Source organism: Mycolicibacterium elephantis DSM 44368, assembly GCF_004014805.1.
GTDB classification, from domain to species: Bacteria; Actinomycetota; Actinomycetes; order Mycobacteriales; family Mycobacteriaceae; genus Mycobacterium; species Mycobacterium elephantis.
This window is the reverse complement of sequence record NZ_ATDN01000038.1, coordinates 1-22,499: the sequence shown is the minus strand read 5'-3', so window position 1 is coordinate 22,499 and position 22,499 is coordinate 1. Positions and strand designations below refer to the sequence as shown.

Annotated in this window: 25 protein-coding genes; 16 read left to right on the top strand and 9 right to left on the bottom strand. The window is 67.9% G+C overall.

The features are described from left to right. Window positions 1–113 precede the first annotated feature (113 nt). A complete protein-coding gene (locus MELE44368_RS21225; RefSeq protein WP_128110319.1) occupies window positions 114–353 on the top strand; it encodes a hypothetical protein in 240 nt (79 codons plus the stop codon). 10 nt (window positions 354–363) lie between these two features. Here MELE44368_RS21225 and MELE44368_RS21220 read toward each other — a convergent pair whose 3' ends face one another. Continuing rightward, window positions 364–1,521, bottom strand: a complete 1,158-nt coding sequence (locus tag MELE44368_RS21220) for a Zn-dependent alcohol dehydrogenase (RefSeq protein WP_128110324.1) — start codon at window positions 1,519–1,521, stop codon at window positions 364–366. A 2-nt stretch (window positions 1,522–1,523) separates the two neighbouring features. Further along, window positions 1,524–2,741 (bottom strand): cytochrome P450, encoded by a 1,218-nt coding sequence (locus MELE44368_RS21215; protein WP_128110318.1) that lies wholly within the window; start codon window positions 2,739–2,741, stop codon window positions 1,524–1,526. Between the two features lie 89 nt (window positions 2,742–2,830). Here MELE44368_RS21215 and MELE44368_RS21210 point away from each other — a divergent pair, with 89 nt between their 5' ends. Genes MELE44368_RS21210 through MELE44368_RS21200 form a run of 3 tightly spaced genes read left to right on the top strand, consistent with a single transcriptional unit; the run spans window position 2,831 to window position 5,369 of the window. Continuing rightward, window positions 2,831–3,187, top strand: coding sequence for a Rieske (2Fe-2S) protein (locus tag MELE44368_RS21210; RefSeq protein WP_128110317.1), 357 nt, complete (start codon window positions 2,831–2,833; stop codon window positions 3,185–3,187). Next, entirely contained in the window at window positions 3,184–4,239 is a 1,056-nt protein-coding gene (locus MELE44368_RS21205) for an amidohydrolase family protein (RefSeq protein WP_128110316.1), read from the top strand. Before MELE44368_RS21210 ends, MELE44368_RS21205 begins: the two co-directional genes overlap by 4 nt. Further along, window positions 4,236–5,369, top strand: a complete 1,134-nt coding sequence (locus MELE44368_RS21200) for an amidohydrolase family protein (RefSeq protein WP_128110315.1) — start codon at window positions 4,236–4,238, stop codon at window positions 5,367–5,369. The genes MELE44368_RS21205 and MELE44368_RS21200 overlap by 4 nt, the downstream gene beginning before the upstream one ends. Before the next feature lie 2 nt (window positions 5,370–5,371). On the opposite strand, the gene MELE44368_RS21195 is transcribed toward MELE44368_RS21200, so the two are convergent. Both MELE44368_RS21195 and MELE44368_RS21190 read right to left on the bottom strand, forming a co-directional pair. Further along, window positions 5,372–6,085: an SDR family oxidoreductase gene (locus tag MELE44368_RS21195; protein WP_128110314.1), complete on the bottom strand. Its 714-nt coding sequence runs from the start codon at window positions 6,083–6,085 to the stop codon at window positions 5,372–5,374. A gap of 11 nt (window positions 6,086–6,096) precedes the next feature. Continuing rightward, a complete protein-coding gene (locus MELE44368_RS21190) occupies window positions 6,097–6,906 on the bottom strand; it encodes a FadR/GntR family transcriptional regulator (RefSeq protein WP_128110313.1) in 810 nt (269 codons plus the stop codon). 65 nt (window positions 6,907–6,971) lie between these two features. On the opposite strand from MELE44368_RS21190, the gene MELE44368_RS21185 reads away from it, so the two are divergent. Further along, entirely contained in the window at window positions 6,972–9,302 is a 2,331-nt protein-coding gene (locus MELE44368_RS21185; RefSeq protein ID WP_128110312.1) for a CaiB/BaiF CoA-transferase family protein, read from the top strand. Here MELE44368_RS21185 and MELE44368_RS21180 read toward each other — a convergent pair. Continuing rightward, a complete protein-coding gene (locus MELE44368_RS21180; RefSeq protein ID WP_128110311.1) occupies window positions 9,299–10,537 on the bottom strand; it encodes a cytochrome P450 in 1,239 nt (412 codons plus the stop codon). The genes MELE44368_RS21185 and MELE44368_RS21180 overlap by 4 nt on opposite strands. A gap of 105 nt (window positions 10,538–10,642) precedes the next feature. Here MELE44368_RS21180 and MELE44368_RS21175 point away from each other — a divergent pair, with 105 nt between their 5' ends. The 5 genes from MELE44368_RS21175 to MELE44368_RS21155 are packed head-to-tail and all read left to right on the top strand — an operon-like array spanning window position 10,643 to window position 14,746. After that, on the top strand, window positions 10,643–11,758 hold the full coding sequence (locus MELE44368_RS21175) for an aromatic ring-hydroxylating oxygenase subunit alpha (protein ID WP_128110310.1): 1,116 nt from the start codon (window positions 10,643–10,645) through the stop codon (window positions 11,756–11,758). Next, window positions 11,755–13,353 (top strand): AMP-binding protein, encoded by a 1,599-nt coding sequence (locus MELE44368_RS21170; RefSeq protein WP_241566714.1) that lies wholly within the window; start codon window positions 11,755–11,757, stop codon window positions 13,351–13,353. The genes MELE44368_RS21175 and MELE44368_RS21170 overlap by 4 nt, the downstream gene beginning before the upstream one ends. A gap of 12 nt (window positions 13,354–13,365) precedes the next feature. Then, window positions 13,366–13,779 (top strand): nuclear transport factor 2 family protein, encoded by a 414-nt coding sequence (locus MELE44368_RS21165; protein WP_128110309.1) that lies wholly within the window; start codon window positions 13,366–13,368, stop codon window positions 13,777–13,779. Between the two features lie 53 nt (window positions 13,780–13,832). Further along, the gene (locus tag MELE44368_RS21160; RefSeq protein WP_128110322.1) at window positions 13,833–14,306 is read left to right on the top strand and encodes an FAS1-like dehydratase domain-containing protein; all 474 of its coding nucleotides are present in this window, start codon (window positions 13,833–13,835) and stop codon (window positions 14,304–14,306) included. Next, the gene (locus tag MELE44368_RS21155; protein ID WP_241566713.1) at window positions 14,303–14,746 is read left to right on the top strand and encodes a MaoC/PaaZ C-terminal domain-containing protein; all 444 of its coding nucleotides are present in this window, start codon (window positions 14,303–14,305) and stop codon (window positions 14,744–14,746) included. The genes MELE44368_RS21160 and MELE44368_RS21155 overlap by 4 nt, the downstream gene beginning before the upstream one ends. Here MELE44368_RS21155 and MELE44368_RS21150 read toward each other — a convergent pair. Then, window positions 14,738–16,195 carry an aldehyde dehydrogenase gene (locus MELE44368_RS21150; RefSeq protein ID WP_128110308.1) on the bottom strand — a complete coding sequence of 486 codons (1,458 nt, stop codon included), beginning with the start codon at window positions 16,193–16,195 and terminating at the stop codon, window positions 14,738–14,740. The genes MELE44368_RS21155 and MELE44368_RS21150 overlap by 9 nt on opposite strands. A gap of 77 nt (window positions 16,196–16,272) precedes the next feature. Here MELE44368_RS21150 and MELE44368_RS21145 point away from each other — a divergent pair, with 77 nt between their 5' ends. Both MELE44368_RS21145 and MELE44368_RS21140 read left to right on the top strand, forming a co-directional pair. Then, window positions 16,273–17,619 (top strand): pyridoxal phosphate-dependent decarboxylase family protein, encoded by a 1,347-nt coding sequence (locus MELE44368_RS21145; protein WP_128110307.1) that lies wholly within the window; start codon window positions 16,273–16,275, stop codon window positions 17,617–17,619. Next, window positions 17,612–18,055 carry an SRPBCC family protein gene (locus MELE44368_RS21140; protein ID WP_128110306.1) on the top strand — a complete coding sequence of 148 codons (444 nt, stop codon included), beginning with the start codon at window positions 17,612–17,614 and terminating at the stop codon, window positions 18,053–18,055. Before MELE44368_RS21145 ends, MELE44368_RS21140 begins: the two co-directional genes overlap by 8 nt. Here MELE44368_RS21140 and MELE44368_RS21135 read toward each other — a convergent pair. Further along, window positions 18,052–18,465, bottom strand: a complete 414-nt coding sequence (locus MELE44368_RS21135) for an Rv0313 family protein (protein WP_128110305.1) — start codon at window positions 18,463–18,465, stop codon at window positions 18,052–18,054. The genes MELE44368_RS21140 and MELE44368_RS21135 overlap by 4 nt on opposite strands. A gap of 107 nt (window positions 18,466–18,572) precedes the next feature. Here MELE44368_RS21135 and MELE44368_RS21130 point away from each other — a divergent pair, with 107 nt between their 5' ends. The 4 genes from MELE44368_RS21130 (at window position 18,573) to MELE44368_RS21115 (ending at window position 20,659) form a co-directional block, all read left to right on the top strand. Beyond that, complete coding sequence (locus MELE44368_RS21130; RefSeq protein WP_128110304.1) at window positions 18,573–19,373, top strand: nuclear transport factor 2 family protein; 801 nt, start codon at window positions 18,573–18,575, stop codon at window positions 19,371–19,373. 61 nt (window positions 19,374–19,434) lie between these two features. After that, window positions 19,435–19,629 (top strand): hypothetical protein, encoded by a 195-nt coding sequence (locus MELE44368_RS21125; protein ID WP_128110303.1) that lies wholly within the window; start codon window positions 19,435–19,437, stop codon window positions 19,627–19,629. A gap of 70 nt (window positions 19,630–19,699) precedes the next feature. Then, the gene (locus MELE44368_RS21120) at window positions 19,700–20,263 is read left to right on the top strand and encodes a hypothetical protein (RefSeq protein ID WP_128110302.1); all 564 of its coding nucleotides are present in this window, start codon (window positions 19,700–19,702) and stop codon (window positions 20,261–20,263) included. 48 nt (window positions 20,264–20,311) lie between these two features. Beyond that, window positions 20,312–20,659, top strand: a complete 348-nt coding sequence (locus tag MELE44368_RS21115) for a DUF732 domain-containing protein (RefSeq protein WP_128110320.1) — start codon at window positions 20,312–20,314, stop codon at window positions 20,657–20,659. Here MELE44368_RS21115 and MELE44368_RS21110 read toward each other — a convergent pair. Continuing rightward, on the bottom strand, window positions 20,656–21,423 hold the full coding sequence (locus MELE44368_RS21110) for an SGNH/GDSL hydrolase family protein (protein WP_128110301.1): 768 nt from the start codon (window positions 21,421–21,423) through the stop codon (window positions 20,656–20,658). The genes MELE44368_RS21115 and MELE44368_RS21110 overlap by 4 nt on opposite strands. A gap of 9 nt (window positions 21,424–21,432) precedes the next feature. Next, on the bottom strand, window positions 21,433–22,380 hold the full coding sequence (locus MELE44368_RS21105; protein ID WP_128110300.1) for an ankyrin repeat domain-containing protein: 948 nt from the start codon (window positions 22,378–22,380) through the stop codon (window positions 21,433–21,435). Window positions 22,381–22,499: the final 119 nt, after the last annotated feature.

Sequence of the window (22,499 nt, the reverse complement as noted above, 5' to 3'; positions counted from 1 at the left end):
AAACCTCCACGGTCAGGAAATGTTTCCCTGACCGTATGAATCCGCCCGAGAAGATCCCGACTTTTCGTCGATCTCGGCGTTTGAGGTGGAGGCGCATGGGGCAGGATGAACGCATGAGGAAGATCATTTGTCGCTCGATGGTCATAGCGGCCGCCGCCGCGCCGATCGCCGCCTTCTCGGTGGCCATGTCGGCCGTCGGCGCGGCGCAACCGATCAACTGCCCGCCCGGGCAGTGGTGGGATCCGGTCGACAACGTGTGCCGGGGCCCGGTGGCGACGGTCCCGCTGAACTGCCCGCCCGGGCAGTACTGGAACCCGATCACGAACCTCTGCCGGCCGCTCGGCCACTACTAGCGCGGCGGGTTCAGCCCAGCGCGTAATCGATCACGCCGCGGATCAGTCTGCCGTCCAACAGTTCGGCATATGCGTTGTTGATGTCGTCGAGCCGGTACCGCTTGGTGATCATCTCGTCGAGCTGCAGCTGACCCGTCTGGTACAGGCGGGCCAGACGGGCGATGTCGGCCCTCGGATTGCACGAACCGAACACCGTGCCGAGCAGGTTCTTGTTCCACAGGATGAAATCCTGCAGCGCGATCTTCACCGAACGCGTTGTCTGCGCGGTCATTCCGGTGAGCACACACGTTCCGCCCTTGCGGGTCAGCTTCAGGTAGGAGTTGACGTCGTCTCCGGCGATCAGCGACGGCGAGGCGATCACGGCGTCGGCCATCACCCCGTGGGTCAGGTCGCGCACCAGATGGAGGGCGTCCTCGACGGTGGAAACACTGTGCGTCGCACCGAAAGTCAGCGCGGACTTCTGCTTGAACGCGACCGAGTCGACGGCCACGATCTGCGCCGCACCGTTGATGCGCGCCCCCTGGATGGCGGCGGTGCCGATGCCGCCCGCGCCGATCACGACGACGGTGTCGCCGCCGCGCACGTTCGCACGGTTCACCGCTGAGCCGTACCCCGTCGGGACCGCGCAGGACAACAACGCGCCGGCTACCAGTGGCAGGTCAGGCGGGATCTTGACGAGCGAATGTGTCGACACCACAGTGTGTTTGGCGAATGCGCCGACCTTGGAGAGATGTCCGAGCGGCTGTCCGTCAGCGGTGTGGTGGCGGAAGGTCTGATCGGTCGGCATGCCGGGAGTCATCGTCCCCGCGCCTTCGTCGCAGAGGTACTCCATTCCCGATGCGCACCACCGGCACTGCCCGCACACCGCGACGAACGACATCACCACATGGTCGCCGACCGCGAGGTCCGCGACGCCGTCGCCGACCTCGACGACGGTGCCTGCTCCCTCGTGGCCGCCGATCGTGGGAAACATCGGCGTCAGACCGTACTGGCGGGCCACCTCGTTGGACACCGACATATCGCCCTTGAGGATGTGGTCGTCGGAGTGGCACAACCCCGCCGCCGCCAGCTCCACGAGAACCTCGCCTGCGCGCGGCGGATCCAGCTGGAAATCCTCGACCGACCACGGCCCACCGACGTCGTGCAGGATCGCCGCACGGCTCCACATGCTCAAGCCGACCCCGTCGGCGCGGCGCGAAACGACACGGGCAGACGCTTGGGGGAGCGAAACGGCATGCCCACGATCCTGGTGTCGTCGTCGCCGAGCAGTTCCAGATCGGTCACGCGGTCGAACAGACTGTTCAACATCGCGCGCGTCTCGACCCTGGCCAGGTGCAGGCCGAGGCAGCTGTGAATACCGCCCGCGAATGACACATGAGGTTTGCGCTCCCGGTGGATGTCGAACGTCTCCGCGTCGGGCCACCGGCTCTCGTCGCGGTTGGCCGATCCCATGCACAGGTTCACCTGCGCGCCCGCGGGAATACCCACACCGTGCACCTCGACGTCACGGGTTGTGTTGCGCGGCACCGACACCAACGGCGTCTCGTAACGCAGGCCCTCCTCGATCGCGGCCGGGATCAGATCGCGGTCGTTCTGCACCGCGTGCAGTTGGTCGGGGTGCGTCAGCAGGAGGTAGAGCAGGTTGCTCGACGAGCGGTAGGTGGTCTCGAGCCCGGCGGGCAGCAGCAGCCGCAGAAACGAGATGATCGCTTCGTCGGTGAGCCGTTCTCCGTCGATCTCGGCGGCGACGAGGTCACCGATGATGTCCTCGGTGGGCGCATCGCGGCGCTGGTTCACCTGCTCCTGGAAATAGGCGCCCAACTCCACGGAGGCGTTCAGCCCGGCCTCGATGTCCTCGGTGATCGAGATGAGATCCAGCGACAGCCGCCGGAACAACTCCAGGTCCTGCTGCGGCAGTCCCAACAGCGCGGCGGTGATGCGGGTGGGAAACTCGAACGTCAACGCCTCGACCAGGTCCGCACCGCCGTCGTCCTTGATCTCGTCGACCAGCTGATCGCAGATCGGGTCGATCAGCGCCGGCTCCCAGTATTCGAGGGCGCTCTGCCGAAAAGCCTTGGCGACCAGACTGCGGTGGTCGTGGTGCTGCTTGCCGTGCATGCTGAGGATGGTCGGGCCCAGCACCAGGTTGATCGTGGTGTCGTAGATCTCGGAGGCGAACACCTCACCGTCGCGGAACGCGGTGAAGACGCTGTCGAAGTCGAACAGCGTCCACTCCTCATCGGCGACCAACTCCGGGGGCGCCATGGCTTTGTCCATGATCGTGCCCCGCCACACCGGTTCGGTTCTGCGCTTGTGGGCGAAGAAGGCATAGGGATCATGCGCCAAGTCGGAAGCGGTCGGGCCATCGGAATCGATGCTGATCGTCACCTGCGCCTCCCGAAACAGCGCATCTTGCGCGCTATCTTCTTATCTTTACTATTTTAGGAAATCAGGGTCAAGGAGACCGAGGGGACCGAATGCAGCGCCTGGCGGTATGCGCGATCGAGGACCTGCCTCCCGGCAGTATGAAACTGGTGCAGGCCGGCAGGTTCGGGGTCGGTGTATACAACGTCGACGGGTCACTGCATGCGATCGCCAACCACTGTGCGCACGAAGGGGCGCCGCTGTGCGCCGGGTATGTCGGTGGCGCCAACGAGTTCGATCCCGACGCACCCGGTCGGATACGGCAGACGCGGGTCGGCCGCATCGTCCGATGCCCTTGGCATCAATGGGAATTCGACATAACCACCGGCGTGAACCTGGCCGATCCCACCAAGCGCGTGCGCACTTACGACGTCGACGTCGTCGACGGGCAGGTGATTCTGACGGCATGAGAACGCCGATCATCGACGCCAACGTCCAACCGCATTTCCGGTACAACTCCGAGATCCGGCGCTACCTGCCCGCCGCGCACAGGCTGCGCGCCATTCCCGACGTCGAGCAGCAGTGGTATCAGGCCCCCGGTGGGGACTACCGCGAGGACCTCTACGGCGAGCACTATCCGGGCTCGGATCCCAGAACCGTCATACGTCATCTGGTCGACGCCGGCGTCGACGTGGCGATTCTGAACCCGTTGACACGCGGCAACATTGCCGACTATCTCCTCAACAGCGCCATCTGCGCGGCGGTCAACGACTGGCTGCTGGAGCGCTGGCTTGAACCCGACACGACAGGCCGGCTACGCGGCACCATCCGGGTCAACCCCGAGGACGTCAGGGGTGCGGTCGCCGAGATAGAGCGGCTGGCAGGCCACCCGAAGATGGTGCAGGTCGGTGTGCCACTGCAGTCGCGCGAGCCCTACGGCAAGCCGATGTTCGAGCCGATCTGGGAGACCGCCGCGGCACACGGATTGCCGGTGGCCGTGCACATCAACGGCGGCAACGGAGTTGACTACGCGCCGACGTTCGCCGGCCACGCTCACACCTACCCCGGGTACGCCGCGTTGATGCCGCTCAACGCGTTCGTGCACCTGGCCACGCTGATCGTCGAAGGAACCTTCGGTCGCCATGCCGGCCTGCGGTTCGTCTTCGCCGACGGCGGCTACGACATCCTCACGCCGTTGATGTGGCGGCTGGACACCTTCTGGCTGTCGATGCGGGATCAGACGCCGTGGGTCGACCGCTATCCGAGCCAGTATCTGCGCGACCACGTCCGGTTCTGCACGTCGGCACTCGACGGGCCCACCGACACGACGACCACCGAGCGCTGGATGGATTTCACGGACAAGTCCTCGCTGCTCATGTACGGCTCGAACTATCCGCACTGGTCGACGACGACACCGGGGTCCGCGGCCGCCGGGCTCAACGACGTGCAGCGCGAGAAGGTGCTGTGGCGCAACGCCGCCGAGCTCTACACCATCGCCGAACGGGAGGGGAGCCGGCTGTGACGACGATCCGCAGCGAAACACGCTCCGACACCGCCGAAGACGTCGAGGTGACCATCGTCGACACCGATGTGCACCCGCTGCCCGTCTCCAGCGAGGTGCTCAAGTCCTACGCCCCCGCCAAGTGGAGGGACCGGCTCTGGCCCACCGGCAACGCGGCGTCGCCGATTCCGCACTTCTACGACACGCCGGACTCCTACAAGACCATGTCGTTGCGGGTGGACGCCGCCCCGCCGGGCGGGGGCCCTCCCGGAAGCGACCCGGACTTCGCCGCCAAACAACTACTGACCGACGCCGGGGTGAGCATCGCATTGCTGGAGCCGATGTGCGACGCGCAACTTCCCGAGGCCGAGCACGTCCTCAAAGCCACCCACAACGACTGGCTGGCCGACGTCTGGCTTGGCGAGAACAACTGGCATGGACGCTGGCGCGGCACCATCAGCATCACCGCGCAGGACCCGGCGCCGTCGGCGCGGGAGATCGAACGCTGGGCGGGGCACCCCTTTATGGCCGAAGTTCTGATGACCCCGCAGACACGCGGAATCCCCTTCGGCAGCCCGCATTTCGACCCGATCTACGCAGCCGCGGCACGGCACGGACTTCCGGTGGCAACACACCTGATGGGCCAGACGCCCTACGAGCTGATCCCGATCTACCCGGTCGGCAATCCCGCGCACTGGCACGACTTCTTCGCCTCCTGGCCGCTGCTGTACGCGGCCCATTTGACGAGCCTGGTGTTCGACGGGGCATTCGAGCGGCACCCCGGCCTGCGGATCGTGTTCGTCGAAGGCGGCTTCGCATGGGCGATGCCGGTGATGTGGCGGATGGACCGGACCTGGGAGCACCGCAAGGCCGACCTGCCCTGGGTGCGGCGCCGACCGTCAGACTACGTGCGTGAGCACGTCCGGTTCACCACCCAACCGCTCGAAGAGGTCAACGTCGCGGTGTATCGGGAATACCTCGAGATGATGGATCTCGGTGACAACCTGATGTTCTCGACCGACTACCCGCACTGGAGCTACGACTCACCGGAGTGGGCCATCCGCCGGTTTCCCGAAGATCAGCGCGAACGCATCATGCGCGGCAACGCCACCGCGCTCTACGGTCTGCCGTCGACGGTCAAGGCGCTCTGAAATCACTTGCCGGCGCGGCGCTGAGCCTCCAACGGGACGACCGGAGGCCGCGCCGACGGGCCGCGGGTCACGGCGTGCAGCCTGATCTCGGGCAGATCCACCGACGGGTCGATGGTGTCAAGCCAGGCCACCGCCTCGGCGACATCCGCGGCACGAATGGCATACATCTCGAACGGCACGTCCTGCAGCATCTCGGTCTCGACCGGACCGGGCGTGACGACGTGCACGTTGATGCCGTCTCGGTCGACTTCCTTTGCCAGCGCGCCCGCGAACGCGTTCATACCCGCTTTCGACGCCGAGTAGGCAGTGCGGGCCCGCATCGGTTCGTGGGCCGCCGAAGACGAGACGAAAACAAAACGCGACCCCGCCGTCATCTTCGGCAGCGCTGCCGAGGTCACCACAAAGCACGAGTCCAAGTTGGCCGACATGGTGGCGCGCCATTGCGCGAACGTCTGCTTGCGCGCATACGTGCCGCCGAGAACGCCCGAGGCGTGCACGACCAGATCGAGTCGATCGGCCGCTTCGACGGCGGGCTGAAAAGCTTCGGGTTCGCTGGCGTCGGCGACGACATAGCGGGCGCCGGTTTCCTCCGCGGCCGCGCGCAACGGGCCTTCGCGCCGCGCGGTCAGGATGACGTCATATCCCGCGGCGACGAGCCTGTGCCCGCAGGCCTTTCCGATGCCACCGCTACCGCCGGTGATGAGCGCCGTGCGCATGCCACACCCTTTCAGCGCTGGCGTTGGGCCAGCGCCTGCGGCGACAGCGCCACGATCCGCTGCTCGGGATCACCTGCGAGCAAATAGGTCTGGGTATCGGCGACGTGACGCGCGGCCAGCTTCCTGGCGCGTTCGGCATCGCCGGCCTCGATCGCGTCGACGATCTTGGTGTGCACGCGCAACGCGATGCGCCGCCTGCTCAACGACGGGTATTCGCCGCGCGCCGCGGTTTCCTGAGCCCACCAGTTCAGGTGACCGGTCCACAACGTCTCCAGGCTGCCCACCACCGCGATCATCGTGTGGTTGCCGCAACCCCGCACGATCTCGTCATGGAACTGCCCGCCGATCTCGGTGAACCGCGCGCCGTCCTCGATGTGCTCGGCCATCGCGTCGTTGAGCTTCTTGAGCTTCGGGACCAATGTCTTGTTGCGGTCGGGGCGGCGTGCGGCAAGGGCAGCGCACATCGGATCGAGTTCCTGCAGCGCGGTGCCGAGGTCGGCGAGGGGCACATAATCGCTCTGCAGCAGCAGCCCGAGCATGTAGGCCGCGCTCGCCTTGGCCGGTGCGTGCACCACGGCACCGCCGCGGTTGCCACGGCGCACCGAGATCAGGCCCTCGGTTTCCAGTATTCGCAACGCTTCTCGCAGCGACACCAGGCTCACGTTGAACTGCTCGACGAGCACTTCCTGGCGGGGAAGCAGGTCACCGTCGGACAGTTCACCCTCGATGATCTGGCGGCGAAGTTCGTCGGCGACGATCTCGGCGGTTCTGCGGGCACCCAGCCGACGTCGCGCTTCGGGACCGATACCCAGCGTTGTCATGGCATCGCAATATTAACAGCGGCGGCGCTGCTACCCGGGCCGGCTATCCGCTAATAGTTACTAAGATGGCCAAAAACGAGGAGGTCGTTCGTGTGGGCGACATAGCACCCACCCCGCTCGGTGACCTGCGCGTCGTCGAGATCAGCGACCGGATCGCAGGCGCGTACTGCGGCAAGATGTTGGTCGACGCCGGCGCCGACGTCATCAAGGTGGAACCGCTGGAAGGGGATCCGTTCCGCCGCCACACCGTCACCGGCGCGCTCCCGCCGGTTGGAACCGATTCCCCGCTCTTCAGCTACCTCAATGCCGGAAAGCGCAGCGTCACAAGGCTTTCGGACGATCTGCTCTCGCACGCCGATATCGTGGTGCTCACGGCGAACCGCGGAGACGCGGCCAGCCGGGGCATCGACCCGCAGCGGCTGCTGCAGGCCGCGCCCCGCTGCGTCGTCGTCACGGTCTCCGACTTCGGCTGGACCGGTCCGTGGGCGCAGCGGCCGGCAACGGAGTTCACCCTGCAGGCGGCTTCGGGGCTGACCGGCTTCCGCGGTGACCCGGCGGGCCCGCCGATCGCGATCGGCGGCGAGCTGGGGGAGTACATGGGCGGGGTGTGGGCGGCCTACGGCACGCTGGCCCTGCACCGGCGGGTCCGCACCGGCGGGCCCGGGGGGCATCTCGACATGTCGATGCTCGAAGCGGTGACGCTGATGCAGAGCAGCGAATGGCTGCATTCTCAGCTGCTGCGGGTGCCGCCCGTCGGCCGGTCGGTCGAGGTGCCGTCGATCGAGCAGGCCCAAGACGGCTTCGTCGGCATCAGCATGGTGACCGGCCAGCAGTGGCTGGACTTCGCCGCGATGGTCGAATGCCCGGAGTTCACCGAGATTCCCGCGCTGCAGTTCCAGATCGGGCGATGGGACTACCGCGATTGGATCCGTGAGCGCATCGGCCCGTGGATGCGCTCCCGCACCGTCGAGGAGATCGTCGAGCTCGGCCAGCTGTTCCGGTTGCCGTTGGCTCCGCTGGGCAACGGCGCGACCATACCCGCGATGGACCACATGGCCCAGCGTGGCGTGTATGTGGACCACCCCGCGGGCTTTCGCCAGCCGCGTCCGCCGTGGTTGATGACCCAAGCCGCGCCGGCGCCGGTGCGCGCGGCGCCGACCGTCGGCAACGCCGACGACGAACCACCCTGGCCGCCAAGGGCTTCCGCGGGCACGACGGCGACGTCGGTCGACCGGCCGCTTGCCGGCGTCCGCATCGTCGACTTCACCGCGTTCTGGGCCGGACCGGCGGCCACCCACGCGCTGGCCGCTTTCGGCGCCGACGTGATCAAGGTCGAGTCCGTGCAGCGCCCCGACGGGATCCGGTACTCGGGCGGCATGCGCGAGGACGTCGAGGACTGGTGGGAGTACGGCTGGGTGTTTCACGCCATGAACACCAACAAACGCTCGGTGACGCTGGACCTGCAGTCGGAGGAGGGCGTTCGGCTGGTCAAGGAACTGGTGCGCAACGCCGATGCGGTGGTGGAGAACTTCTCGCCACGGGTGATGGACCAGTTCGGCCTCGGCGCCGACGTCCTGCTCGACGTCAACCCCCGGCTGGTCATGATGCGGATGCCCGCATTCGGTTTGACCGGACCGTGGCGCGACCGGGTGGGGTTCGCCCCGACCATGGAGCAGATCGCCGGCCTGGCGTGGGTGACCGGGCTGCCCGACGGCCCGCCGGTCGCACCGCGCGGCGCATGTGATCCGCTGGCCGGGGCGCACGCCGCGTTCGCGCTGCTCGCCGCGCTGGATTTCGCCGAACGCACCGGCCGGGGGCAGCTGGTCGAGGTGCCGATGATCGAGACGGTGTTGAATGTGACCGCCGCGCAGACAATGGAATACGAGGTCTTCGCCCGGATCATGGAGCGCCGCGGCAACCGCGGGCACACCGCGGCCGTCCAGGACATCTATCGGTGCGCGGGGGACGACAGTTGGGTGGCGGTGTGCGCCCACACCGAGGCGCAACGTGCCGCACTGGCAGAGCTCTCCGGCGGGTCCGAGGCCGGGCTCGAACAGTGGCTGGCGTCGCAAGACGCCGAGGCTGCGGCGGAAACGCTTGTGCGGAAGGGCATCCCGGCGGCAGTGGTGGTCTCGCCGTCTCTGGTGGTGGACAACCCGCAGCTGCGGCATCGCGGCTTCTTCGAGAAGCTCGAACACCCCCGCACCGGCGCCGGCCTGTATCCGTGCCCGCCGTTCGCCCGCCCCGACGGCGTCGACGCCTGGCTGTACCGCACCCCGCCGACTCTGGGGGAGCACAACGCCGAGGTGCTGACGGATCTTTGCGGGCTCGAGCAGTCCGACCTGGACCGGCTCAGCACCGACGGGGTGATCGGCACCCGACCGAAAGGCCTCTAGCGGGGGTCCACCGTGATCGGCATCGCGTCGAAGATCGTCATGTTGTTGGCCAGGTTGGGATGCGACACTTTCGCCGGTCCGAGGCGGATATCCGCGGCGCGGCACAGCAACTCGTCGAGCACCGCCCGGATCTCGGCGCGGGCCAGCATCGCGCCCAGGCAGTAGTGCGCCCCGCCGCCGCCGAACGTGACGTGCGGGTTGTCGACACGCCCGATGTCGAAGCGAAACGGGTCGTCGAACACCTCCTCGTCGCGGTTGGCCGAGCGCAGCATCGCGACCACCCGCTGACCTGCCGGGATGGTGACGCCGTCCAGTTCCACCTCCACCGTTGTGGTGCGGGTCCAGAACGCGACCGGGGTCGACCAGCGCAGCACCTCTTCGACCGCGGACGATCGGATCGCCTCCTCGGTGCGGTATCGCTCGATCTGGGCCGGGTTGGCCACGAACGCCTGCAAGCCGTACGCCAGCGCGTTTTTCGTGGTGTCGCTGCCGGCGAACGCGAGCACGAAGAAGAACGTCTCGAGTTCGGTGTCGGGGATGGACAACCGCTCGCCGTGTTCGTCGGTGATCACCGCGGTGGCCAGCGTGCTCCAGATGTCGTCGACCGGGTTGCGCCGCTTCTCGGCGGTGAGCTCAACGGCATACTCGAAAACCTCTGTGAACGCAGTCAGCTGGTCCCGCGACGTCAGATCCGAATCCGGCGAACCCGCCTGCAGGATCCGGTCGAACGCGGTGAAGATCTTCGGCCGGTCGCCCTCGGGGATGCCGATGATGTCGCCGATCACCGACATCGGCAGGACATCGGCCACGTCGTCGATCCAATCGCCGCCGCGCGACTCCAACATCCGGCCGATGAGCCCTGCGGCGCGCTCGCGAATCCCGTTCTCGAGCTTGCCGATTGCACGCGGGGTGAAGGCGTGCGCCATCACCCGTCGCCGCTTGGTCTGCTCGGGCGGGTCCATGTTGATGATGTTGGGAAACGCCCCCGCCGGACCGATGCCCTGGATCAGCGGGCCGTCCACCGCGGTGAACGCCTCGGTGTCCCGGTGGATCCGTAGCGCGTGGCGGTGCTTGGTCGCCACCCAGAAGTCCCGGGTGACCGTCTTGGCGACACCGTCGGTGAGCTCATGGTGAAAGATGGGCCGCTCACGCCGCAACGATGTGAAGATCTCGTCGGGAAATCCGTTCTGCCACAACGAGAAATCGGACAAGTCGACCGGTTCGGTGGTGGTCAATCGCGGTCCTCCCGCCTGGTTCTTGCTTTAGAATGCCTAAAATAGTAAAAATAGGCAACGGCGGTGCTCGCGACCCGCCGCATCGCGTCGCGGACGGAGACAACAGTGACGGATTCGGTCAACGACCCCACCCTCGACCCGTCGGAACGCGAGTTCGGGTCGAGCGGGATCAGCCTGTCGACCTACCGTTTCCCCACCGGCTGGTTCGTCGTCGGGTTCGCCTCCGAGCTCTCCGCCGGCCAGGTCAAGCGCGCCCACTACTTCGGTGAGGAGCTGGTGCTCTTCCGGACCGAGTCCGGACAGGTCAACGTGCTCGACGCCTACTGCCAGCATCTCGGCGCGAACATGGGGGTCGGCGGGACGGTCGAGGGCGAACGCATCGTCTGCCCCTGGCACGGCTGGCACTGGAACGGGGACGGCACCAACGCGCTGATTCCGTACAGCAAGATCGGCTGCAAGCAGAACGTGCGAATCCGCACCTACCCCAGCATGGAGTGGTACGGCTTCATTCTCGTGTGGCACGAACGCCATGGGCGCGCGCCGTACTGGCAGCCACCGGTGCTGCCCGAACTCGAAACCGGCGAGTACTACCCGCTGCACCCGCACACCCGGATGGTGAACCGGGTCAAGGTCCATGCGCAGATGATCATCGAGAACGCCGCCGACCCGTATCACGTGCAGTACGTGCACAAGGCCGCCAACCCGGCCAACACCGCGTCCTTCGAGCTGTCCGGCTATCACCTGCACGCGACGGTGAACGCCAACTTCGGTGGCGGACGGGCCAAGACGTGGCTCACCCCGAACGGCCCCGTCGACGCCAAGATCGTCTACGACAACTACTCGCTGGGGCTCGGCGTCGTCCGGTTTCCCTCCGAGCTGGTGGCCACCGTTCAGGTGACCGGGCAGACCCCGGTGGATGAGGACTACACCGACTACTTCTACACCCAGGCCTCGGTCCGCGAACCCGGCGACACCGGCGACAAACCGACCGGCCGGGCCGCGAAGTTCTTGCAGTTGCAGCAGGAGGTCATCAAGCAGGACTTCTTCACCTGGGAGAACATGAAGTACCTGGAGAAGCCGAACCTCGCGCCGGAGGAGGCCCGCGACTACGCCGCCCTGCGGCGCTGGGCGCACCGGTTCTATCCCGGGCCCGAGCCGTCGGCGACCGATTTCGGGTACACCGCCGACGGTCGGCCCGACCCGGCCGCGGCACAAGCGTGACATCGCCGGGCCGGCCACCGTGGCCCGAGCCGGCGTCCTTCGGTGTCGACCAGTTCACCGTCGCCGCGGTGCTGGACCGGCGTGCCGACCAGTTCGCCGACCGCATGATGATGTCGATCGGCGGGACGCCGGTGACGTTCGCCGAGATGCGCGAAAGGTCCTGCGCGGCAGCCAACGTGCTCGTCGAACTGGGGCTGGGCCCGGGGGACACCCTCGCGCTGTTCACCGGCACCTGTCCGGAATGGGTGTACTTCTGGCTGGGCGCGGCCCGCGTGGGGGTGATCACCGCGGCCGTCAACGCCGCCGGCAAGGGCGACTTCCTCGCGCACGCGCTGACGTTGTCACGCGCCAAAGCGGTGCTCACCGACACCGACCGCCAGCGGCGGGTCGAGGAGGTGGCCGGGAAGGTCGACACGCTGAGCACGACCCTGGTCCGCGGCGATTCGCTGTCCGGACGGCTGGCGTCGGCGCCCGGTGAGCCCGTGCTGTCGCCGGCGATGGGTCCAAGGGACATCGGTGCGCTGTTCTTCACCTCAGGAACCACGGGGCCGTCGAAGGCCGTCGCCACCACATGGCATTACCTGTTCTGCGCGGCCGCGACCGCCGCATCGGCGTGGGAGTTCGCGGCCGGCGAGACGATATGGACCGCGATGCCGCTGTTTCATCTCAGCGCGGCCCCGACGGTGCTGGCGCCGATGCTGCTCGGCGGTACCAGCGTGCTGGCCGACGGCTTTCACCCCACCGCGGTGTGGGACGAGATACGTTCCTGCGGCGCAGTCGGTTTCGCCGGTGCGGGCGCCATGGTCTCGATGCTGTGGAACCTGCCGCCCGACCCTCGGGACACAGACACCGGGCTCCGGTTCATCTCGGCGGCGCCGATACCCGCCGAGATCTACCGTGCTCTCGAGCATCGCTACAACTGCCGGGTCGTGACCATGTACGGCTTGACCGAGGCCTTCCCGATCGCCTACAAGGCGGTTTCGGACGCGGGCGTGCCGGGTACGTCTGGTTACGTCAACCCGGTATTCGACGTGCGCGTCATCGACGCCGACGGACAGCGGGTGCCCGACGGCGACGTCGGCGAGATCACCTGCCGGGCGCGGACAACGCATGCGAGAAGCGAGGGGTATGTGTCGCCCGGGTCCGGCGGATTGCGCGTCGAACCGCACCCCGAGTGGTTCCGCACCGGCGATCTGGGCCGTCTCGACAGCGCCGGAAACCTCACCTACGTCGACCGCGTCAAAGACTCGCTGCGTCGTCGCGGCGAGAACATCTCGTCGGTCGAGGTGGAACAGATCGTCATGCGTCATCCCGCGGTGTCCGAGGCCGCCGCGGTGGCGGTGCCCAGCGAACTCGGCGAAGACGACATTCTGGTGGTCGTCACTCTGCAGCCCGGCGCCGCAGTGGATTTCAGCGAACTGCTGGACTTCTGCGCGGAGCGCATGCCGTACTTCTGCGTGCCGCGGTATGTGGAGGTGCTCGACGAGATTCCGAAGAACGCGATCGGGCGGGTGCGCAAGGACGTGCTGCGCAACCGGGGGTGCGGCGCCGCCGCGTGGGACAGGGACGCGCACGGCTACGTGTTGAGTCGCTAGAAGGAGACGGCGTTGACCTTGACCTATCAACAGCAGTATGTGCTCGACGGCCTGGCCGGTCGGGCGGCGATCCTCGACCTCGACGCCCGACACAACCGCTGCTACTCCGCCGGTGACCTGGCCGGGTGGGTCGCCACCTTCCGGCATGCGGGTGCGACGTACTCGCGTGGGGGAGAGTCGTTCACCGATCTGCGCACCGCATTCGACGGCGGTGGCGGGCGCAGGCTTATTACCGTCGACCACGAGATCGCGGTGGACGGTGTCGACGCGACCCAGCGCTGTGTCGCGCTGCTGTTGGGCGCCGACACAGTTCTGGCGACCGGCACCTACACCGACCGGCTCGTCTACGAAAGGGGCGGCTGGTACTTCACGTCGCGGGAACTTGACTGGGACCGGACACCGCGCGAGAACGCGCTGCTGGTGTGAGCACCGGAATCCACTACGCGTTCGCGTTCGGCAGCTACGCCGACGCGCTGCGCATGGTCGGCACCAGGACACCGCCGCGGTTCGCGGGCACCGCGGTCAGCGGCGCGCGGATCCAGCATTTCGCCGCGACGGTGCGCGACGCCAACCCGTCGTACTGGGACGAGGACTTCGCCCGCGAGACATGGGGTGGGCTGCTCGCCCCGCCGGCGATGTTGATGGGATGGTTGATTCCCCCGCCGTGGTTGCCGACGGCGCAGCCGCCCACCCCGTCGATCGCCCTTCGCGTTCCCCTTCCGGGAACGACGTTCATCAACGCCTCCAACGACGTCGAGTTCCTCACGCCGATTCTCGAGGGGGACCGGCTGTATGTGGTCGAGGAGGTGGTGTCGGTGTCTGCGGAGAAGCAGACCCGGCTGGGCACAGGGCATTTCGTTGAGACGCGCGACGAGTTCTACCGCACCGAGGAAACGCTGGTCGCCGTCAACCGCAACACACTGTTCCGTTTCACCCCGGCGGAACGGCCGTGACTGCCCACCCCGGCGTGACGTGGGAGGACGTGGTGGTCCCCACCGAACTGACCGAGGTGCGCGACCACATCGACTACCAGCGGGTGGTGATGAACCCGGGCGCGACGTGGGATTACTTCGCCGCGCACTACGATCCGGAATACGCCAGGGGCCAAGGACATCCGACGATCTTCCTCAACACCATGCACATCGCAGGGTTCGTGGACCGCATCGCGACCGACTGGGCGGGACCGTACAGCCGGGTGGTGCGCCGCAAGATCAAGCTACTCGGTTCGATCTACGCCGGCGACACGATGGTGGGACGGGGCCGCGTCGTCGCCAAACGCCAAGAGCCATGGGGAGACTCGCGGCGGCTGCTGGTGGATCTCGCCATCACGGTGTGCAACCAACGAAACGAGCCGTGCTGCCCCGCCGAGCTCACCCTGCAGCTCTCAGGTTAGGTCCGGCAGCTTCTGCGCGCTGACGGTCGTCTGCAACTCCACGTACTCCGACAGGCCCTCGGTGCCGAACTCGCGGCCGATGCCGGACTGCTTGAACCCGCCGAACGGGGCGGTGGTGTCCAGCGTGTACATGTTGATGCCGTAGGTGCCGGTGCGGACCTGCTCGGCGATCCGCAGACCGTGCGCGACATCGGAGGTCCACACCGAGCCCGCCAACCCGTAGTCGCTGTCGTTGGCGATCCGAACGGCATCACCCTCGTCGGCGTACTTGAGCACCGTCAGCACGGGCCCGAAGATCTCCTCGCGGGCGATCCGCATCTCGTTGGTGGCGTCGGCGAACAACGTGGGCCGCACATACCAGCCGCGTTCGTGTGGTTTGTCGGTGCCGCCCAGCACCATTCGCGCGCCTTCGGCGGTGCCGGATGCGATGTAGCCCTGCACACGCTGTTGCTGTCGTTGTGCGACCAGCGGTCCGATGTCGGTGCTCTCGTCGGTGGGGTCACCGACCCGCAGCCCCGTCATCATGTCGGCGAGCGCATCGACGACCGCGTCGTGCCGTCGTCCGCTGACCAGGATGCGGGTCTGCGCCACACACGCCTGCCCGTTGTTCATCAGGCTGGCCGTCTTCAGGTGTTGGACCGTGCGTTCGATGTCGGCGTCGTCGAGGATGATCGCGGCGGATTTGCCACCGAGTTCCAGGCTGACCCGTTTGAGCTGTTCCCCGCACAGCGCGGCGATGTGGCGGCCGGTCGCCGAGGATCCGGTGAACGAGATCTTGTCGACCCCGGGATGACGCACCAGTGCCTCACCGGTGTCGCGTCCGCCCGGCACGATCGAGATCACCCCCTCCGGCAGGTCGATCTCGTCGAGCATCTCGGCCAGCCACATGGCGTCCAAAGGTGTTTCGGGTGCGGGCTTGACCACCACGGTGCAGCCGGCGATCAGCGCCGGGACCATCTTCGGCATGATCAGGAACTGCGGCACGTTCCACGGCACGATGGCGCCGACGACACCGACCGGTGCCCGCCGAATGTGCACCTCGCCGAACAATCCCGGTCTGCGTTCCACCCAGGGGAATTCGCGCGCCGTGGCCAGTCCGAGGTGCATCTGCGCGACCGCCCCGGCCGCCTGCCCGAGCCTGCTGAAGCTGCGCGGAGAACCCATCTCCGCGGTGATCAGATCGGCCATCTCGTCGGTGTGCTCGCTGTAGAGCGCGGCGAGCTTCTCGATCTTCGCCATCCGGTCGGCCACACTCATCCTCGGCCACGGCCCGTCATCGAACGCGGCTCTCGCGCTACGGACCGCCAGGTCGACGTCTTCTGGTGCGGCGTACGGGGTCTCGCCGATCGGCTCCTCGCTGTGCGGGGAGATCACCGAGATCCGCTGTCCGGTAGCGGGTTTGCGCCAACGGCCACCGATGAAGAGCTGATCGTAGGCAAGCGGTCTCATGAGGACCTCCTCCTTCGCGCTATTGCTGTAAAGATAACAAAGATGAATCGGAGCCGGCCTGGCGTTAGCGTGAAGCCATGAACGAACTGCTGGCAGAGTTCGCCGAGCGCGCGGGCCGGTATCTCAGCGGCCTGCAGACCCGGTCGGTGCCGCCCACCGCCGAGGCCCTCGAAGCGCTCAGCCGGTTCACCGAGCCGCTGCCCGAGCGGGGCACCGATGCGCGCGAGGTGTTGCGGCTTCTCGACGAGATCGGTTCTCCGGCAACGGTGGCGACCACCGGCGGCCGCTATTTCGGGTTCGTCACCGGGGCGGTGTTGCCCGCGGCGCTGGCGGCGAATCTGCTTGCGGGCGTGTGGGACCAGAACGGCGCCTACCGCGTGATGTCGCCGGTGGCCGCGCACCTCGAGGAGGTCGCCATGGGCTGGCTGCTCGACGTGCTCGGGCTGCCTGCCGACGCCGGGGCCGGGTTCGTCGGGGGCGCCACGACGGCCAACATCGCGTGCCTGGCCGCGGCCCGACACGCACTGCTGCGCGACGCCGGCTGGAACGTCGAGGAGGACGGGCTGTTCGGCGCTCCGCGGATCCGGGTGGTGGTGGGCGACGAGGTGCACACGAGCGTGCTCAAGGCGCTGTCGCTGCTCGGGTTGGGCCGCAGCCGTATCGAGCGGGTGCCCGTCGACGGGCAGGGCCGCATGCGCGCCGATGCGATGCCGGAGTTGTCGGGGGACACGGTCGTGTGCATCCAGGCGGGCAACGTCAACACCGGTGCGTTCGATCCGGCCGAGGAGGTGTGTGCGGCGGCGCGGGCGGCGGGGGCGTGGGTGCACGTCGACGGCGCGTTCGGGTTGTGGGCCGCGGCCAGCCCGCGGTTGGCGCCGCTGGCCGCGGGCTTCGCCGCCGCCGACTCCTGGGCCGCCGATGCGCACAAGTGGCTCAACGTGCCCTACGACAGCGGCATCGCATTCGTGCGCGACGCCGAGCACCTGCGTGCGGCGATGTCCGTCGGCGCGGCCTATCTGCTCGCCGGGGACGACCGGGAACCGTGCCATTACACGCCGGACATGTCGCGGCGGGCGCGGGGCATCGAGATCTGGGCCGCGCTGCGGGCGTTGGGCCGGGCCGGTACCGCCGAGCTGATCGAGCGGTGCTGCCGTCACGCCGCCAGGTTCGCCGAGGGCTTCCGCGCGGCCGGCCACCAGGTCCTCAACGATGTCGTGCTGAACCAGGTCTTGGTCTCGTTCGGTGACGACGAGACGACACGGCGCGTCGTCGCCGGCGTTCAGGCCGACGGCACCTGCTGGTTCGGCGGCACGGTGTGGCAGGGCCGCGCGGCGATGCGGGTCAGCGTGTCGTCGTGGGCGACGACGGACGAGGACGTCGAGCGCAGCCTGGCCGCGGTGCTGCGCGTCGCAGCCGATGGTTGAGCGCGCACCGCAGGTGCTCTCCGAGGTGGTGCCGGCACCGCCGGACGAGGTCCGCGGCTTCTACGCCGACCTGCACAACATCAAGGTCGTGCATCCGCTCGTGATCTCCGTGCGCGAAATCCCGGGGACGGAGACCAGCCCCACCCGGACCTATCGGGTCACCGACCGGATCCGGCTGGGTCGGCTCACCCTGCGGACGCGCTACACGGCGCGGGTGACCGTCACCGACACCGGTGCGATCGCCGCAGAAGCGCGGCAGTTTCCGGGCGTGCGGCTGCGCAGCCTCGTGACTTTCGAGCCGTGGGGTTCGGGAACCCTTGTCACCGAACGCATCACGCTCCGAGCGCCACCGCCGTTGGCGGCGTTCACCACCCGGCGGGCGATCACCGCGCACCGCGCGATGTTCGCCGGTATCCGGCGGCACTTCGGGGGTTAGGCGTCCTCGTCAGGTGCGTCAGGTGATTCTGTTTCGGCCGCGTCGAGCACGCTGACCGCGATGCCGTACGGCAGGAACCGGACCTTGCGGCTGGGATCGGTGTTGTTCTTGTTGGCCCGAAGCGCGTCGAGCTCGGTCGGATACACCTGCTCGATGTGGGCGCTGCCGTCCTCGGCGACGGTGTAGATGGCCCACACGCCGTCGCCGGTTTCCCCGGCGGTCTCCGGCTCCCGCTTCGGACGCGTGTGCCTGGTGAATTCGTCGACCAGGTTCGCCCACCCCGCGCGTTCCCCGGAGGTGCTGAAGAACCTGCCGACTCCGTCGAGGGCCTCGCGCAGCCCCTCTCCGGCTTCGCGGACGACCCGGTCGAATTCCTCGGGGTCGATCCCGAAAGGCCCATTGCTGGTCATGGCGGTTCCTCCTCGGCGCCGTACGCCCGATGTACGGCGGTAAGACCCAGTGTGCCCGCCGGGAGCGAACTAGTCGACTGACGTCGACGAGGATGGTAGGCAACCTTATGGCCATCTCACGGGCGGACGCGCTGGCTGCCGTCGAGCGGTCTCCCGCGGCGTTCGCCGTGCACGACCGCACCGCGTGGGTCGACGCGTTCACGTTCGACGGACGCGTCGAAGACCCGGTCGGTTCGCACCCGCATCGTGGGCGCACCGCGATCGCGCATTTCTACGACACCTTCATCGGGCCGCGCGACATCAGGTTTCACCGCGACGTGGACATCGTGGTCGGCTCCACGGTGATCCGGGACCTGCAACTCGAGGTGGGCATGGGGTCCGGGGTGACGATGCGGATTCCCGCTTACCTGCGCTACGACGTGGCCGATGATCAGGGTGAGCTCAAAATCGCCGCACTGTATGCCTTTTGGGAACTTCCCGGGATGGTGACGCAGTTCCTGCGCAACGGCGTGCGGTCTGTTCTGCCCGGTCTCCAACTGTCCAAGGGCCTGCTGCTCAACCAGGGGGTGGTCGGCACGCTCGGCTTCCTCAGCGGCTTGCGCGGCCCGGGGCCGCAGGGCAAGCGCCGGTTCAACGACTTCCTCGCCGACGCACGCGCGGGCGACGAGGTCGCCCTGCGGCGCTGGCTCGGCAGAGGCACCCGCATCACCCACGCCGATGACGCGCCGATGAGCGGTGCGGAGTTGCTGTCGCGGCTGGCCGGGGTCCAGCAGCGTAAGGTGATCGCGGCCGGTCACAGCCTGGTGGCCGGGATCGACCGTCCCGGCGGTCGGGATGTGCTGGTGGCCGAGGTGTCGACGGGGGCGTTCGCGATCAGCCGGATCCGCTACTTCAGCGAGGCCGGGTAAGCCGCGGCGTGCGGAGCTCACCGACCGTTTTGAGGCCGTCCGGGACGGGTAGAGAGCCCGTATGGTCCGGCGTGACAGACAAAAAGACGACGATGAGACCGAAGACGACGTCGCCGACGACGCGCACGTCGCCCGGTCGCGGGCCGGGAAATCGGGCGGCGACGACGGGACGTACGTCGGCCGGACGAGCGCCGATGACGCCTTCGACGTAGGTGAGACGGGCGCCGAGGCGCGCAGCCAGAACCGCGGCGGCTAGCTGCGGGCTTGTCTCGATTCGGTAGCGTCGCACGCGACGGCGGGCGAGGACGTGAGACGGTAACACCACGATGGACGTCGAGGACGAGATCACCTACGAAGAGTTCGGCCGCCAGTTCTTCGAGATCGCGGTGACCGAGGAGCGCGTTGGCAAGGCCATCGCCGCCATCGCCGGCGACGAATTCCAGATCGGCCCGATCGCCCAGGGCCCCGGCAGGATCGCCAAGGTCACGGCCAAGGTCAGGGTTCAAGAGCCCCGGCTGACCCGGAATGTGGGCGACATGATCACATTCGCGATCCGGATTCCGCTGGAGATCGACATGGTGGTCGATCTGCGGATCGACAAACCCCAGTTCATGGTGTTCGGCGAGATCAACCTGCGCGCGACCGCGCGGGCCGCCGCGCCGCTGCTGCTGATCCTGGACGTGCATAAGCCGCGGTCCTCCGATATCTCGATCCATGTCACGTCCAAGTCGCTGCGCGGCGAGGTGCTGCGGGTGCTGGCCGGCATCGACGCCGAGATCAGGCGGTTCATCGCCGCCCACGTCGCCGGCGAGATCGACAGCCCGGCGTCGCAGAAGGCCAAGGTCATCGACGTGTCCGACAGCATCGACGCCGGCTGGACCGGGGTGTGAGCGGCCCGCCGCACGGCGTAGGATTCGCGGGTGCTTCGCAAACCCGCCATGGCCGCGGTACTGGCCACCGGATTTCTCGCTGCAACGGCCGTCGCGCCGTCACCCGCGCAGGCTGATCCCGTCGAGGACGCGTTTCTGCACGCGGTCAGCGAGGCCGGGGTGGTCATGAGCGATCCGGGCCGAGCAATCGCCGTCGGCCATCAGGTCTGCCCCATGCTCAGTGAACCCGGACAGAACGCCGCCAACGTCGCCGCGCAGGTCGCCGACGCCGCCGGCATGCCGCTGGGCCCGGCCACCATGTTCACCGGAATCGCGATCTCGATGTTCTGCCCGGCGATGGTGTCCTCGATCGGCAACGGAACGTCACCGGTACCCCTGCCGTTCCTGGGGATCTAACCGGTCACGGCCTGCAGGTGCGGCCGTTTCGGTTCGCACCCGTCGCCGCTCGACCGGCCGCGCAGGTGTCGCCACAACCACGGCATCAGCATGTTGCGGGTCCACTGCACCTGCGCGTTTGCGTTCGACCGGGCCGACGGGCGGCCGGCCTCGCCGGCGCAGTGCGCCCAGCTGTGGTCGCTGCCCGGCAGGCCGAGCGCTTCCTCGGCCGCGGCAGCGAAAAGCTTGTGGCCCTTGGCTGATCCGTGCACCTGGTCGTCGCTCCATGTGTGCGGGTCCGTCATCGACGGCGCGCTGTAGAGGTCGACGAGTCGAAAGGCGTGCCGCTCGGCGGCGGAGCGGATTTCGTCGTTGATCCGCTCGACACGGGCGGCCAGGATCCTGCCGATCGGCAGAATCCGCGCCAGGTCGGGAAACGTCGTGGTGACCACAGTGGCGCCCGAGCGCGCCAGCTGCTCGTACAGCACGCCCAGCTGCGCGACGGCCTGGTCGAAATTCCGTCCCGGCCTGGTCACGTCGTTCATCCCGATGCACACCGTGATCAGGTCCGGCGCCATCGTCAGCGCCTTCGGCAGCTGCTCGTCGAGCAGATCGCTGATCCGTTTGCCGCGCACCGCGAGGTTCGCATACGCCAGGCCGGGGTAGTGCCGGTCCAGCGCCGACGCGAGCCGGTCGGCGAAGCCGACGAGATGTCCGGAATCGTCGATGTCCCAAAGCCCTTCGGTCTGGCTGTCGCCGATCGCGACATAGCGCGTGTATGTCACGTGAGCACTCTAACGGCGCAACGCGGCTTTGACCGGGCTCGCGCCCGCGACCGCCGCCAGCTCGCGGTGGCGGTCGGTGACGGGGGCTCCTGCGCGCCGCAGCGCGGCGATGACGTCGATCACGTCGTCCGCACGGCAGGGTGTGCCCCGGGAACGATCGGCCCACGACGACAACAGCGCGTCGAGCCCACGGGCGGGTTCGGCGCCGAGCTCGATCAGCGCGGCGACCGTGGCGGGCTGCATCCGCTGCGCGGCGTGCTCGATCGGCTGGATGCCGGCCGGGGTGGGGGTGTTCACGCAGGCCCCTGCCCGCGCCAGAGCCCGCACGATCTCGGCGTTGACGTGGTCACCGGCGCCGTCTATGACGTGCATCGGGGTCGCGCCGTCGGAATCGACCAGCGACGGGTCCACCCCGTGAGCCAAGGCGTGGTTCAGCGCCACCGCGCGGCCCACCCGCACGATCTCGTGCAGGATCGTGGTGTAGCGATCGCCCCGAGCCGAGAGTTCGATGCGGCGGCCGGCGTCGGCCCCGGCGTTGATGAGCGCCACCACGATTCCCGCCGACAGGGACCGCACCCCGTACCAGAGCGGTGAGGCGCCACAGGGATCGACTGGGTCGGGATCGAATCCCATCGCCAGCAGCTCGATCACCGAGGAGTCCCCGCGATGCGCGCGCTCGAAGAGGTCAAGGATGTCCGGGGGTAGCGGCTCGGTCCAGGCGGGACGACCGGCGCCCAGCGCATCGAGCACCCGCATCGTCGCGTCGCGCTTGTCGTGCAGGTCGAACCAGGGCCACGGCCCGGTGCCCTTGGCGAGGAAATCCGCGATCGCGATCCGCGACGGCGCGACGGCGGCCGCCCCGTCTGCGGCCCAGTGCGCCGAGAACACGAGGTCGTCGTCGTCCCGCGAGACGACGACGCGCACACGGCCTTCCAGATACGACGCCAGTTCTTTCACAGCAGTTGAATTCTGCCCAAACCGAAGAAGGGGCACCCGATCGGGTGCCCCTTCGTGCTCTCGGAGAACTAGCTGTTCTTCGTGGGCAGGTTGTGAACGCGTAAGCGTTCGATGGGTGC

Excerpts from the sequence above, each read along its gene's own strand:
- MELE44368_RS21225 (WP_128110319.1), top strand. The coding sequence starts at position 114 with ATGAGGAAGATCATTTGTCGCTCGATGGTCATAGCGGCCGCCGCCGCG.
- MELE44368_RS21220 (WP_128110324.1), bottom strand. The coding sequence starts at position 1,521 with ATGTGGAGCCGTGCGGCGATCCTGCACGACGTCGGTGGGCCGTGGTCG.
- MELE44368_RS21210 (WP_128110317.1), top strand. The coding sequence starts at position 2,831 with ATGCAGCGCCTGGCGGTATGCGCGATCGAGGACCTGCCTCCCGGCAGT.
- MELE44368_RS21205 (WP_128110316.1), top strand. The coding sequence starts at position 3,184 with ATGAGAACGCCGATCATCGACGCCAACGTCCAACCGCATTTCCGGTAC.
- MELE44368_RS21195 (WP_128110314.1), bottom strand. The coding sequence starts at position 6,085 with ATGCGCACGGCGCTCATCACCGGCGGTAGCGGTGGCATCGGAAAGGCC.
- MELE44368_RS21190 (WP_128110313.1), bottom strand. The coding sequence starts at position 6,906 with ATGACAACGCTGGGTATCGGTCCCGAAGCGCGACGTCGGCTGGGTGCC.
- MELE44368_RS21185 (WP_128110312.1), top strand. The coding sequence starts at position 6,972 with ATGGCCAAAAACGAGGAGGTCGTTCGTGTGGGCGACATAGCACCCACC.
- MELE44368_RS21160 (WP_128110322.1), top strand. The coding sequence starts at position 13,833 with ATGGTCGGCACCAGGACACCGCCGCGGTTCGCGGGCACCGCGGTCAGC.
- MELE44368_RS21150 (WP_128110308.1), bottom strand. The coding sequence starts at position 16,195 with ATGAGACCGCTTGCCTACGATCAGCTCTTCATCGGTGGCCGTTGGCGC.
- MELE44368_RS21145 (WP_128110307.1), top strand. The coding sequence starts at position 16,273 with ATGAACGAACTGCTGGCAGAGTTCGCCGAGCGCGCGGGCCGGTATCTC.
- MELE44368_RS21140 (WP_128110306.1), top strand. The coding sequence starts at position 17,612 with ATGGTTGAGCGCGCACCGCAGGTGCTCTCCGAGGTGGTGCCGGCACCG.
- MELE44368_RS21135 (WP_128110305.1), bottom strand. The coding sequence starts at position 18,465 with ATGACCAGCAATGGGCCTTTCGGGATCGACCCCGAGGAATTCGACCGG.
- MELE44368_RS21130 (WP_128110304.1), top strand. The coding sequence starts at position 18,573 with ATGGCCATCTCACGGGCGGACGCGCTGGCTGCCGTCGAGCGGTCTCCC.
- MELE44368_RS21125 (WP_128110303.1), top strand. The coding sequence starts at position 19,435 with ATGGTCCGGCGTGACAGACAAAAAGACGACGATGAGACCGAAGACGAC.
- MELE44368_RS21120 (WP_128110302.1), top strand. The coding sequence starts at position 19,700 with ATGGACGTCGAGGACGAGATCACCTACGAAGAGTTCGGCCGCCAGTTC.
- MELE44368_RS21115 (WP_128110320.1), top strand. The coding sequence starts at position 20,312 with ATGGCCGCGGTACTGGCCACCGGATTTCTCGCTGCAACGGCCGTCGCG.